Source organism: Gardnerella lacydonensis, assembly GCF_048545055.1.
Classification (GTDB): domain Bacteria; phylum Actinomycetota; class Actinomycetes; order Actinomycetales; family Bifidobacteriaceae; genus Bifidobacterium; species Bifidobacterium vaginale_C.
On the sequence record NZ_JBKQXT010000003.1, the window covers coordinates 112,860 to 126,269 of the forward strand.

Annotated in this window: 12 protein-coding genes and 1 tRNA gene; 9 read left to right on the forward strand and 4 right to left on the reverse strand. The window is 41.5% G+C overall.

Translation table 11 applies throughout. The features are described from left to right. Positions 1–114: 114 nt before the first annotated feature. The 7 genes from ACJV45_RS04315 to ACJV45_RS04345 all read left to right on the forward strand — a co-directional run bounded on the left by ACJV45_RS04315 (position 115) and on the right by ACJV45_RS04345 (position 6,263). A complete protein-coding gene (locus tag ACJV45_RS04315) occupies positions 115–1,077 on the forward strand; it encodes an L-lactate dehydrogenase (protein WP_004112440.1) in 963 nt (320 codons plus the stop codon). Between the two features lie 158 nt (positions 1,078–1,235). Beyond that, entirely contained in the window at positions 1,236–2,582 is a 1,347-nt protein-coding gene (locus ACJV45_RS04320) for a SufS family cysteine desulfurase (protein ID WP_410312284.1), read from the forward strand. A 66-nt stretch (positions 2,583–2,648) separates the two neighbouring features. Continuing rightward, positions 2,649–3,296, forward strand: coding sequence for a Fe-S cluster assembly sulfur transfer protein SufU (gene sufU, locus ACJV45_RS04325; RefSeq protein ID WP_004122135.1), 648 nt, complete (start codon positions 2,649–2,651; stop codon positions 3,294–3,296). Positions 3,297–3,329: 33 nt separating this feature from the next. After that, complete coding sequence (locus ACJV45_RS04330; RefSeq protein ID WP_419397729.1) at positions 3,330–3,794, forward strand: metal-sulfur cluster assembly factor; 465 nt, start codon at positions 3,330–3,332, stop codon at positions 3,792–3,794. Positions 3,795–3,807: 13 nt separating this feature from the next. Continuing rightward, a complete protein-coding gene (locus ACJV45_RS04335) occupies positions 3,808–4,470 on the forward strand; it encodes an HAD family hydrolase (RefSeq protein ID WP_419397730.1) in 663 nt (220 codons plus the stop codon). 319 nt (positions 4,471–4,789) lie between these two features. Further along, on the forward strand, positions 4,790–5,416 hold the full coding sequence (locus ACJV45_RS04340; RefSeq protein WP_004124866.1) for a type IV toxin-antitoxin system AbiEi family antitoxin domain-containing protein: 627 nt from the start codon (positions 4,790–4,792) through the stop codon (positions 5,414–5,416). A 187-nt stretch (positions 5,417–5,603) separates the two neighbouring features. Then, positions 5,604–6,263: a DUF3800 domain-containing protein gene (locus ACJV45_RS04345; RefSeq protein ID WP_016828863.1), complete on the forward strand. Its 660-nt coding sequence runs from the start codon at positions 5,604–5,606 to the stop codon at positions 6,261–6,263. Positions 6,264–6,488: 225 nt separating this feature from the next. Here ACJV45_RS04345 and ACJV45_RS04350 read toward each other — a convergent pair whose 3' ends face one another. From ACJV45_RS04350 to ACJV45_RS04360, 3 genes are all read right to left on the reverse strand, one after another. Next, the gene (locus ACJV45_RS04350; protein WP_419397731.1) at positions 6,489–7,136 is read right to left on the reverse strand and encodes a DUF4125 family protein; all 648 of its coding nucleotides are present in this window, start codon (positions 7,134–7,136) and stop codon (positions 6,489–6,491) included. Next, the gene (locus tag ACJV45_RS04355; protein WP_419397732.1) at positions 7,136–9,196 is read right to left on the reverse strand and encodes a DUF4037 domain-containing protein; all 2,061 of its coding nucleotides are present in this window, start codon (positions 9,194–9,196) and stop codon (positions 7,136–7,138) included. The genes ACJV45_RS04350 and ACJV45_RS04355 overlap by 1 nt, the downstream gene beginning before the upstream one ends. 129 nt (positions 9,197–9,325) lie before the next feature. Next, positions 9,326–9,399 (reverse strand) — tRNA-Pro (locus ACJV45_RS04360). A 448-nt stretch (positions 9,400–9,847) separates the two neighbouring features. Here ACJV45_RS04360 and lysS point away from each other — a divergent pair. Continuing rightward, positions 9,848–11,521, forward strand: a complete 1,674-nt coding sequence (gene lysS / locus ACJV45_RS04365) for a lysine--tRNA ligase (protein ID WP_004112457.1) — start codon at positions 9,848–9,850, stop codon at positions 11,519–11,521. Between the two features lie 129 nt (positions 11,522–11,650). Continuing rightward, entirely contained in the window at positions 11,651–12,391 is a 741-nt protein-coding gene (locus tag ACJV45_RS04370) for a phosphoglyceromutase (RefSeq protein WP_004112459.1), read from the forward strand. Positions 12,392–12,536: 145 nt separating this feature from the next. On the opposite strand, the gene phoU is transcribed toward ACJV45_RS04370, so the two are convergent. After that, on the reverse strand, positions 12,537–13,217 hold the full coding sequence (phoU, locus tag ACJV45_RS04375; protein ID WP_415681368.1) for a phosphate signaling complex protein PhoU: 681 nt from the start codon (positions 13,215–13,217) through the stop codon (positions 12,537–12,539). Between the last annotated feature and the right edge of the window lie 193 nt (positions 13,218–13,410).

Here is a 13,410-nt window from a genome sequence, read left to right on the forward strand (position 1 = left end):
ATTAAAGTAAAAGCTGTTTATACACATATAGCTCTTAATGTGAGAGCAGCCCTTGTATTTTTCTATTTATAAGTTATAAGGGTCGACTCGGTTTGTGGAAAAGGGGTTTTTCTAATGGTGAGTTCTCAGGTTAAGCCAACTAAGCTGGCGATTATTGGTGCTGGTGCAGTAGGTTCTACGCTTGCGTTTGCTGCAGCTCAGCGCGGTGTTGCTCGTGAAATTGTGCTTGAGGATATCGCTAAGGAACGTGTTGAGGCAGAAGTGCTCGATATGCAGCATGGTTCTAGCTTCTATCCAGCCGTTTCTATTGATGGTTCGGATGACGTTGAAATCTGCCGTGACGCAGACATGGTTGTTATTACTGCTGGTGCTCGTCAAAAGCCTGGTCAGACTCGCTTGGAGCTTGCAGGTGCAACCATCAATATTATGAAGTCTATTATTCCTAATGTTGTAAAGGTCGCTCCAAACGCTATCTACATGCTTATCACTAATCCTGTGGATGTTGTTACGCATGTTTCTATGAAACTTTCTGGTCTTCCTGCCAATCAGATGTTTGGATCTGGCACAAACCTTGATTCTGCACGTTTGCGCTTCCTTATTGCTCAGCAAACTGGTGTGAATGTTAAGAATGTTCACGCTTATATTGCTGGCGAACATGGCGATTCCGAAGTTCCTCTTTGGGCTTCTGCTACTATCGGTGGCGTTCCAATGTGCGAATGGAATGCTCTTCCAGGTCATGAGCCATTGGATGAAGCTAAGCGTGAAGAGATTCATCAGGAAGTTAAGAACGCTGCTTACAAGATTATTAACGGTAAGGGCGCTACAAACTACGCTATCGCTATGTCTGGTGTTGATATTGTTGAAGCCGTTCTTCGCGATACTAACCGCATTTTGCCAGTATCTTCTCTTCTTGACGATTTCCATGGAATCTCAGACGTCTGCATGTCCGTTCCAACTTTGTTGAACCGTAATGGCGTAAACTCTCGCTTGAACACTCCAGTTTCGGATCGCGAGCTTGCTGCTTTGAAGCGTTCTGCGGAAACTCTTCGTCAGGCTGCTGCAGAGTTTGGATTCTAATTAATATTAGCCGTTCATAAAACGCTAATTATTAAAATTTAAATTTTGAAAGTCGTTCCTTCAATCTTTGTTTTGGGGGAACGACTTTTAAATTATGAATAAGATTTATAAAATTTGATTGTATAGGTTGTATAAATTTGCTTAAAAGGGGATTTTGAATGTTTAATCATAAAAATCTTGAGACAGATACTGTGTTAATGCACAAGTTTGAAGATTTGAGATCTCAATTTCCAATTTTAAGTCGCAAAGTACATTCAAAACCCTTGATTTACTTAGATTCCGCAGCTACTTCTCAAAAGCCGCAGGTTGTAATCGATGCAGAGAGCGAATTCTATAAGACTATTAATGCTGGCGTGCATAGGGGGGCGCACGAGTTGGCGGCGCTTTCGACAGTTGCCTTTGAAGAAGCGCGTGCAAAAGTTGCAAAACTCGTTGGTGCTTGTGGTGAAGAAGGAAACGAAGAGATTATTGTTACACCTGGAGCTACAGGCGCTCTGAATCTTCTTGCCACTTCTATTGGAAATGCCACGATTAACGCTAGATTAAGTCGTCCTGGTTTTACAAAAGTTAACTCCACTTTGCACAAGCATTTTGTGATTAATGAGGGAGATAATATTGTTGTTTCTCGCGCAGACCATCATTCTGTTTTGTTGCCGTTCCAAGAGCTTGCGATTCGATCGGGTGCGGAACTTCGCTGGATTGATGTAACTGAAGATGGTCGAGTGCGGGCAGACGCGGATTATTTGAGAACTATTATTGATGAGTGTACGAAAATCGTTGCAGTTACGCATATTAGCAACGTTACTGGCGCTATTACGGACGTTTCGACGATTTGCAAGCGTGCGCATGAGGTTGGGGCGATTTTTGTTCTTGATGCATGCCAGTCCGTTCCGCATATTCCAGTTGATCTTCACGCGCTAGATGTTGATTTTGCAGCTTTTAGCGCGCATAAAATGTATGGTCCTACGGGTGTTGGGTTCTTGTATGGTCGTCGTGAGTTTCTTCAAGCTCTTCCACCAGCCAATTTTGGCGGTTCAATGGTAGAGCTTGCGTGGCTTAACAAGCCGGCGCAATACATGGATGCACCTTATCGTTTTGAGGCAGGAACTCAGCCAGTTGCGCAAATGGTTGCGGCAGGAGTGGCAGCGGATTGGCTGCGCGCGTTGGGCATGAACCGAGTTGCAGAGCACGAGCAGGAACTTGCTGCAGAATTGTTGAAATTACAGGATGTTCCAGGAGTTCGCGTGCTTGGGCCGCTTGATTTAAACAACCGTATTGCAACGGTCTCTTTTGAGGTCGAAGGAGTGCATCCGCATGACGTTGGACAGTTTTTGGATGCGCAAGGAATTGCGATTCGCGTTGGACATCATTGCGCTCAGCCGATTCATCGTCATTTTGGCTTGTATGCTTCAAATCGCGCATCTGTTGGAGTTTATAACACAATCGAAGAAGCTCGCGCGCTTGTTGAAGCAGTTTCTCACGTTCGCGCATACTTTGGCGCATAGTATTGTCAAATAGAACTCAAGTAGAATTCAAATAAAATATTGTTTAATAACAAATAAGGAGAGCATATGTTTGATATGAGTGTTGATGACGGTAGCGGTTTAGAAAGCATGTATCAAGAAGTGATTTTAGATGCTGCTAGAAATCCGCACGGAAAAACACATTTTTCAAACACAGAAAGTCTTTCTAAAGCAGAAGAGCAGGAAGAGAAAGTTGAGGAGGCTTCGGATAAGTCGCCAGCAACCGATGAGTTTAAAAACGATTCTAATATAACAATTACAAATCATCATGAAAATTGTGCTGTAGAAGCTAATAAAGATTATGCATTAGGAAAATCTCATCAATTTAACCCAACTTGTGGAGATGAGGTTACGATGCATGTGGAACTCGCTAAAAATGCTGACAATTCAAGCAATGCGCTTGTTAAAAGTATTAAGTGGGATGGCCATGGTTGCTCAATTTCGCAAGCTAGTCTTTCGATTATGGTTGATTTGGTTGAGGGAAAAACTGTTGAGGATGCATTGCGATTGGCTGCGCTTTTCCACAAACTTATGGAATCTAGGGGAGCAGGATTAGAAAACGAGCAAGACGAAGATGAGTTGGAAGATGCAATGGTTTTTCAAGGCGTTTCTAAATATCCAATGCGAATCAAGTGCGCATTGCTTGCATGGGAAGGATTAAAAGACGGTATTGCAAAGGCTATTGAGGCTTTATAAAATCGTAGTGTAACACTAAAAATAAGGAATATTATGGCAGAAAATCAGGCTCAATCTCAAATCGACGTGAATAGCATCGGTCGCGTAACTGAGGAAGACATTCAGGATGCTTTGCATGATGTTGTAGACCCAGAGCTTGGAATTGACGTAGTGGATTTAGGTTTGGTCTACGGGATTGAAATTGACGAGCTTGGACGTGCGATTATTACGATGACGCTTACAACGCCTGCTTGTCCTCTTACAGATTTGATTGAAGACGAATGTGCGAGTGCGCTGGTTGGACTTGTAGACGAATTTAGGATTGATTGGACTTGGAAACCGCGTTGGAGTATTGAAAATATTACGGAAGATGGGCGCGCGCAGCTTGAGGCACTTGGTTATAATTTGAACAATTTGCCTGCTAGCTTTGGTTCTGGAATTGGTGCTGGAGCAGGTGTTGGATCAGGTATCGGGGCTGCTTCTTCCATAGATGTTGGTGGAATATCACCAACTATGTGAATTAAGGCTTTTAATGATTAACATAGAAGATTTTTCGCATGATTATGATGATCGTAATAATTGTGACGATTATTGCGATTTATGTGCGCAAAAAATTATTGAAAACGGCATAACAGATGTTGTTTTTGACTTGCATCTTCTTGTTGATTGGGATGCGCGCCGCACTTTGGAATCAGATTACCCAGATTATATTGGCGAGGTGCTGTTTAGCTATGAGCCAGAATGGGGTTTTGAGTTTCACGAGGCTTTGCGCGAAGCAGGATGGAGCAGTGCACGCGCGCTTGAATCGTTTAGCGAGCATCATGGTCCTGCAGTAACTTGGCTTTATCGCTTGTATTTTGAGAATTTTTCACACGGATTTTTAGGGGAGCGAACGCGTTTTTCGGCTGTTGCTCGCAATTTGATTGCACAAGGTGTGTGCGTTTGGGCGTTGGGAAATGCTTCGCAAGAGTGGATTGATTGCGCGCGTGAAACTTGCCCAATACTTGGCGAGATAAATGGCGTTAGTGCATCTTACGAATCTCATTTACGCAAGCCGAATATTATGATTTATAGAGATTTTTTGAGCAAATATGGTTTGAGCGCGTCTTCTACTGTTTTTGTTGAATCTGATTTGCGTAGCTTAAAAACTGCGCAAAGAATTGACTGTGCATCTGCAAAACTATTCACGCTGTAATAAAACTATTCACGCTGTAATAAAACTATTCACGCTGTAATAAAACTATTCACGCTGTAATTGCCTCAACATTTGTAAATATTTATCAATAGTTATCTGAATTTGTCAATGTTTGTCAATGTTTGCCAACACTGTCAATACTTGACTTATAAACATTTGTTATTTTTTACGTTTTTCAGTCATAAATAATCACCTATATGCAACTTTTTAGCTGTATTTACTTGCAATTGTGCGTTATTTATATAATAATAAAGCACAAAAGCAAGTTTTTATAAGCGTTTATTATCTATAAATTGATAATTCTTTAATAGGTTGGTATGTGACGGTGAAAGTAAAGTCGGATAAAAAGAGAACAAATATTAGTGAAATTAAAAGAATTGTTAAGAAAAATAACGGTATTATCACGGCAAAAGAAGTTTCTTCCGCAGGAATTGACTCTTGGTATCTAACTAGCATGGTCAAAAATAATGATTTGGAAAGAGTTGCGCGCGGCGTGTATTTCGATAGCAATTCAAATAATTATGATGAACTTTATTTTTTCCAGCTTCGTAATAAAGCTTGCATATGTTCTTACCAAACTGCCTTGTATTTGCATAATCTTACAGATCGCATGCCGTTTATAAACGAAGTTACGGTATGTCAGGGATATAACACGTGGCGCATAAAAAATGATGTTGAAGTGCATCAAATTAAAAAAGAATGGTATAAAATTGGTATCACTCAAGTGCGTACGGTTATTGGTAATTATGTGATGGTTTATGATATGGAGCGCACTATCTGCGATTTGGTTAGGAATCGTAGGCGTCAGGATTCAGAGATATTTGTTAAGGCTTTGCGTGCGTATGTGAGAAATCCTAAGAAAAATGTACATAGATTGCGCGAATATGCCAAAAAATTTGGTATTCTTCGGCAAGTTGACGATATTTTGGAGATTCTCGATGAATAACAGTAGTAATAAAAGTATTGCAATTAGAGATAGTGTTACGCGGCGTTTGCGTAATGCACAAAAGCAGTGTCAGTGAGCGTAAAAACCAGCATGAAAGTGTGCGATAACCCGATTAAAACTGCGAAAGCTATTTTAAATTCATAAATTCATAATCTACAATTCATGTACATTTTGTATAGTTTAATTTATGTTTGCTTATATAGACGATTCTGGTGACTCTGGGTTTAAATACAACAGAGGTTCAACTAGGTATGTCGTGATAGCAGCATGTATTTTCGATACTATTGAAGATATTACTCATACTTGGCAGTTGATTGAAACAGCAAGATGTGAGGAACAAAATGGAGAATTCTTTCATAGGTATGATCGCGAATTTAAATATAATAAAACGCACCCTAAGCTTAAAGACGTGTTTTTTGATCGCATGAAATCAGCTAATTATCACGTACGAGTAATTATTGCAGATAAAACTAAAATTCGTAGTAAAAATTTATTAAGTAAACCTAAGCTACTAAAAAGTTATATGATACGTCAACTTTTTACGCACACATTTGGAGCGGTCAGGGAATGTGTTTTGTATATTGATGGGCAGGATACTCGCGCTTTTTCTATTCCTGATACAGATTATCTAATGAATATAGTTAATAAAATATGTCCAGGAACATTACGCAAGGTTAATTTTGTTGATTCAAAAACAAATCCAATGATTCAATTGGCGGATATGACCGCTGGAGCTATTCATGCAAAATTAGAAACTGGCAATCCAAAAGCATTAGCGCATTTTAATACTTTTGCTTATAGAACTGATAAGCCGTTGGGAACGTATTGGATGTTTACAGATGACTAAATACTTTGTTGTTTGGCGAAAATTCTGTCAAAAATAACGAGTAAAAATTATAGCCCCTCTATTCATTACGTTGTGTAAAGAAACGCGCACCAGCGGGTGACTATTCGAGGGACTTCTTAAAATTCTATCAAACTAGAATGATGTTAGCAACATACTGTAGTGCTTGTCGTTTTTAATCTGCGTGAAATCGGCAACCTTAAGCAAGTTTTTTTATAAGTGAGATAGCTAGCGCGCGCATTCGGCCGATTCGAGCGAGTCGTAGTTATACATGCGCACAGTATTTGTAATAATCATCTGAGTGAGATTTAGATTTTCAGCGCGCAAGTTATCTACAAAACGCTGGTATTTAGCGAAAGTATCGTCAGAATAAGTGCTTAATTCGCCTCGCAAATACGTTTCAAAAGACGTATTTTCTGCTGTATCTTCGCTTGTTTTTAGAACGCGCATTGCAAGACCTAAATGAGGGTAGTGATTTCGAAAATCATCTGCCCACTTAACTTGCGTTAAAATAATCTGCTCCTGCGCACTTTTTCTAGGTTCTAAAATCGGCTTAATATAAGGCTTAATTGTGCGTTCAAAAATTTCCGGCGCAGTAGACTCCATCATTCGCGCATACTTTTCTGTAATCAAATTGCTGCCATCACTATTTGCACGCTCAAGATCTTGCTTATAAGACTTTTGCAAATCAAGAGGCCAAGTTAAAAATTGGCTCATGCGCATAATGTGGAACGTTTGCCAGTCTCCCTGACAATTTGCGCGTCCACCTTCGTTTTCTGTAAGCTGAAATTGCTGCCATTCTAGTTTTGTAATTTCTTCTGCAAGATTTTGCGTTTTTGGATTTTGCGTTTTTGGATTTGATAATGAATTGCACATCATAAGCTCCTTAAGCACGTTGCGCGCGAATTAATATGTGCTTCAACATACGGGCGTTGCCATTCTAAAAATGTTTCATTGCAATTGCTCAAGCCTTGATATTTAAGCTCTTCCACTACTTCATTGCACACGTTTTGAATGATCTCGTTTATTTTAGATTCGGCTTCACTGCTTCCTTTTCCGCCTTCGCCAAATCCGCTTCCACCAAAGCATGCTGCGGAACTTAGTCGCATAAGCGATTCAAGTTTATTACACACGTTTGAAAGCCTAGACGCCATTCGCGCGCTGAGCTTGCGTAAAGCTGCAAATTGCCACTTATAATATGGCAAATATCCTGCGCTTATTGGGTTATTTAGCAAAAATACGATTGACGCGCTTGCGTGCACAAACTCGTTTATAGAAAGCCATGCTGCAGCTCCGTCTTTTCGCGCTAGCATTCGTGGAACATTGTATTGACCTGCTTGAGCCATCATGCCGAGTCTTCTGGATATTAGTGAGATTCGCACATCGTCTGGCATGAGTTTAAAACTTTGACGCGTTTTGCTAAATTCTCCAAGTGGGTCTGCAAAAATTTGGCCGTTCGTAGCTGCAGCAAGTGTTGGCTCGCTTAGCGAAAGCCACAGATGCGGCTCGTTTTGACTTGGCGCGGCGGAAAATCCTGTTATGTTTTCAAAAAACCTAGCTGTACTAAATACTCCGACTCGTTTGCTGCTTTCGCATGATTTAGCGCGTGGAGTTTCTTTGCGAGATCCAAAACCATAGAATTCTTGTGGCAAATCGTTGTAAGCTGCTTGCAAATCCTCGCCAATTTCCGCATAGTCTTCATCGGTAAGCCATAAGCAGAATCCTGGTCCAAAATCATGATCGCGAGAAATCTCGTCGTCAAATCCGTAGCATTCTGATCCGTGACCGACTAATCCCGATGCAATTCGGTTTTTATATTTTTTAAATTTTGGTAATTCTAGTAGTTGCTTTCCGTAAGTTTGCCAATATAATTTTGCAAGCTGCATGCCGTTTTTTATTTTAGGATTATCTTCTGTTTTTATAATTTTATTTGACTCTGGATGCAGCTCATCGGTTGCTGGCGACTTTTCCGAATCGTATTGAATCGCATCCGCCGCGCTTGTAGCTGTAAATTTTTCTGCTGCATCCTGTGCTTGCTGCAGATTCTCCAACGTTATAGCATATGACTCGCTATCTTTTCCGTAACATTGTGCTATTAAATCTAGAGCTTCACTGTACGCTTTTACAGCGTCGGAATACTCTTTTCGTGCGTATTGAACTTGCGCATATCCAGCTAAAGCAGATGCATAATGCGGTTGATTTTGGTTATTTCCATCTTTGTATATTTTTAAACTCATTTGTGCGTGTTCAAGAGCAGAGTTAAGAGTTGCAGATTTGCTGTTAGTGCTTACGTTAGGCTGCGAGCACTCTTGCAAAATAGCAAGCGCAATATTGGTGTGAGTTGCTGCTATATCTATGTCTGTTGAAGGATTGACACTCGATTTTTGCAATATGTCCAATGCTTTTTCAAGCTGATCTATTGCTTCTTTAATTTTGCCTGTTTCGCTGTAAAGCATTGAAAGATTGTTGTGAAGGGCAGCGAGTTTTCTATCGTTTGGTTTTAGTGTTTTCGATGATTCTTTAAGAGCTTGAGAATATATTTCTGCTGCACGATCGTAATCGCCAGCCGCGCGAAGGCTAGTAGCAGCGTTTATAAGTGTTGTTGTGCCAGCTTCGGTGCCAGATAGTTGCATTTCGTTTGCAATATTTAGAGCGCGATTGATAATTGGTTGATTTTTCGCATGCTCTCCTCGAGAGCGATAAAATCCCATCAACTCGTTTAACACAGATAGCTGCAATGCTTGAGCGTTTGCTTCTTGTGATTTATCGTACGCGCAATTTGCTTTTTCTTTAGATTCTTTATTTTGTGTTTCTTTAAGTGCTTCTTCTTGCGATTGGTTTAGCGCATTTAGCAGGTATTTTTCGATTTCTTGCGCGTTTGCGTGGCTTGCAAACATATTGTCAAGCTCTTTATATAATTGATCTGCTTTTATCATTTAAGCCACCTTGCTTTTTGCGATTAAATTCCGTTTTGCTCACTACTCAATCATACAGAATTATGCGTTTATACAGAATTATGCGTTTATAAGAGTGCTGCAACATGCGCGATTGTGCAAAAACAAAAGTCGGGCTGGTGGGATTTGAACCCGCGGCCTCTTCGTCCCGAACGAAGCGCGCTACCAAACTGCGCTACAGCCCGATGTCGATTGTGCGAACTCAATAGAGATTACTCATCGTGAATTCATCTTACGAATACATGATGCAACTACATGTCGTAATCGCTCATGCAACACTCCGACAACGTGGTTATATTAGCGTGAACTTGCTACAAATTAACAGTGTGTGTCGTTGTCAAATAAATTCTTTTGAAATTTTATTAAAAATTCGCTTGTATTCTTTTGAGGCTGCATGGTCTCCGCAATATTTGCAAAATGATGTAACTTTTCGTAAATAATTTTGTATATCTTAATAAAATAATAAAAAGTTTTACTGTAAATGTATTTTTCTTTCGAAAACAGAAAAATATAAATATTTCTATAAAAATGTATATTTGTTGCAAAAATGATTAGCGTAATCAATCTATTAGCACAATAAAGTGCATTTGCGACTCGCTTATCTGTATTCCCTAGTAGCTACAATTGGCGTTTATGACTGACACGAATACTGCAATGTCTGCCGCACAAAACGCCGCAGAAAATGACGTAACAGATAACGCCAATGAAATTGACACCGTTGAGCATGCTGAGATGCTTCTCGCTCAAGATGAGGCTATTGCTAAGCGCGTAAATGATGGTGCTACTCTTGACGAAGCAATTGATCCAAGCAATAAAGAGTTTGGTCCGCTTGCGCACCCAGAGCAGGTGCAGATGCGCGTTGCTAAGCGCGCGATGATGCTTAAGGAGGGTGTGCAGCCATATCCAGTGCATCTTAACGTTACGGATACTATCGAAAAGGTTCGTGCTGATTTTGACGGCAAGCTTGAAGCTGGCGAAGAAACCGATACTGAGGTTGGTATTGCAGGTCGCGTGCTTTTCTTGCGTAATGCTGGTGGCTTGTGCTTCGTTAAGCTTTCTGCTGGTGACGGCACTACGATTCAGGCGATGGTTTCCAAGAAGGAAATTGGCGAAGAATCCATTAAAAGCTTCAAGCAGATGGTGGATTTGGGTGACCACTTGTACGTTCGCGGTCGCGTGATTTCTTCTAAGACTGGCGAGCTTTCCGTATTTGCAACCGAGTGGGCGATTGCAGCTAAGGCTTTGCAGCCACTTCCAGCTTTGCACAAGGAATTAAGTGACGATACTCGTACGCGCAAGCCGTATATTGGCATGATTGCAGACGAGAAGATTCGCGATATGGTTCGCAGGCGTTCGCATGCAGTGGCTTCTCTCCGTCGCACTTTCGACAGCCACGACTTCTTGGAAGTTGAAACACCAATGTTGCAAACGGTTCACGGCGGTGCTGCTGCTCGTCCATTCACAACTCACATGAATGCTTTCGACATTGATCTTTATTTGCGTATTGCGCCAGAGCTTTTCTTGAAGCGCTGCCTGGTTGGTGGCATTGACCGCGTGTTTGAAATCAACCGCGATTTTAGAAACGAAGGCGTGGACGCAACTCACGCTCCAGAGTTTACAATGCTCGAGGCATATCAAGCTTACGGTACTTACGATACGATTGGTGCTCTTACTAAAGAGCTGATCCAAAAGGCTGCTGTAGACGCATTCGGCTCCACTAAGGTGACTTTGCTTAATGGCGAAGAGTACGATTTTGGCGGCGAGTGGAAGCAGATCACCATGTACGGCTCGCTTTCCGAAGCTTTGGGCGAGGAGATTACGCCAGAAACTTCTGTTGAGCATTTGGGTGCAATAGCAGACAAGCTTGGAGTTGAGCGCGACGAAGTTGAGAATCACGGCAAGTTGGTTGAGCACTTGTGGGAGCACTTCTACGAGGATAAGCTTTATGAGCCAACGTTTGTGCGTGACTTCCCAGTGGAGACCAGCCCGCTTGTTAAGGGTCATCGCACGAAGCCTGGAATGGTTGAAAAGTGGGATTTGTATGTGCGCGGATTTGAGCTTGCAACTGGCTACTCCGAGCTTAACGATCCTGTTGTGCAACGCGAGCGCTTTGTGGCTCAAGCTAAGGATGCTTTGGCTGGAGATGTTGAGGCAATGGATATTGACGAGGACTTCATTGAGGCTCTCGGCGTCGGTATGCCTCCTGCTGGCGGCATGGGAATGGGTATTGACCGCTTGCTGATTGCGCTTACGGGCGCAACCATTCGCGAGACGATTACCTTCCCACTCGTAAAGCCTCTTCGCTAATTGATAGATTTTAGTAGATTGTAAAGCCGTTGGATGTTGTTTAAACATTCATCGGCTTTTTCTATTAAATTTTTCGTGTTTGCTTACTTTTATGTAAGTAGTCGTACGAAACGAATAGACTAGGTAATTATGACATATAAATTAGTATTGCTCCGACATGGTCAGAGCGCATGGAATAAGACCAATCAGTTCACTGGTTGGGTTGATGTACCGCTGACTGAGCAGGGTGTTGAGGAAGCTAAGCATGGTGGCGAGCTTCTTAAAGAGAAGAATGTTCTTCCAGACATCGTGTTCACTTCTTTGCTTCGTCGTGCTATCAACACCGCGAATTACGCGCTTGATGCAGCCGACCGCTTGTGGATTCCAGTTCGTCGTAGCTGGCGTTTAAACGAGCGTCATTATGGTGCTTTGCAAGGTAAGAACAAGTCTGAGATTCGTCAGGAATATGGCGATGAGAAGTTCATGATTTGGCGTCGTTCTTACGCAACTCCACCTCCTGAGATTGATCCAAACGATGAGTATTCTCAGACGAATGATCCTCGTTACGCAGGCGATCCAGTTCCAGAAACTGAAGCTTTGGCGAACGTTGTGACTCGCGTAACTCCTTACTGGGAGTCCGATATTATTCCAGAGCTTAAGTCTGGCAAGACTGTAATGATTGCAGCTCACGGCAACAGCTTGCGAGCAATCGTTAAGATGCTTGACAACTTGAGCGAAGAAGAGATTTCCAAGGTGAATATTCCAACCGCTATTCCTCTGCTTTACGAGTTGGATGAGAACTTCAAGCCAATTAAGCCTCGTGGCGAGTATTTGGATCCAGAAGCTGCTGCTGCTGGTGCTGCCGCCGTGGCTGCTCAAGGTCAGAAGTGAGTTTGATTAGCTTAAGTTAGCTTAATTATCTTAAATTAACTTAAATAAAAAGTAGGTTTGCAAAATTAATTGCAAGCCTACTTTTATTTTACAAGCTACTTTTTAGGTTTCTATTCAAAAATCGTGTTCTGTGCCACAACCGTATTTATGCCACAACCGTGTCTTTATCTGGTTCTGGCTTCTTAGTTGGGTCAAATCCAGAAACAATAAATACAACTTGCCTTGCTGCAGCAACTGAATGATCGCCGATTCTCTCCATGAATCTGCTTAGAAGCACCAAGTCAATCAATTGTTTTCTAGTGCCGTTCCAATCTTCGCCTTCTACAAGCGCAAAAATGTGTTCGTGTAACTTATCCATTACGTCGTCGCCGTGAATAATTGCATCTGCTACATTAACGTCTCTATTTGAAAGCATGTCTGTTAATTGACCTGCAAGAACATGCAAAAAGTCAACCATTTTTTCAACAGTTTCTTTTGCTTGACTTGGTATTGCGCAATCAGGCCAATTTCTTCTTGCGATTTGCGCAACGTGACTTGTTAAATCTCCCATGCGCTCAAAAGTCGCAGCCAAACGCATGGTTGCTACTACTTCTCGCAAATCTGTTGCTACAGGATTTTGTCTAGCTAGCAATGTTAAGCATTGATCTATAACGCTATTTTCTAGTGAATCTAGTTGAGTATCATTGTCTATAACTGCTTGTGCAGATTCTAAATCAGAATTTAATAAAGCATTTCCAGCATCGTTCATGGCTTTTGCAACAAGCTCTGCCATGCGTTCAATGTTTAATGCAACTGCCTTCATCTCTTCGTTGAAAATCACTCGCATGGTGCGTCCTTTCTTTTTTGGTGCCTGTGTTGACTTATATTGCAGTCGTATATTGCCAACGTGTATTGACGTTTTGTGTTTTAAAATTATTTTGTTTTAAACTAAACCCTAATCAAGTATAGACTATTCAAAGCACGTATAAGCGTGTGCTTAGTTGTGTTTTTGTAGAATGTTAGTCGAATATTAAAATGTG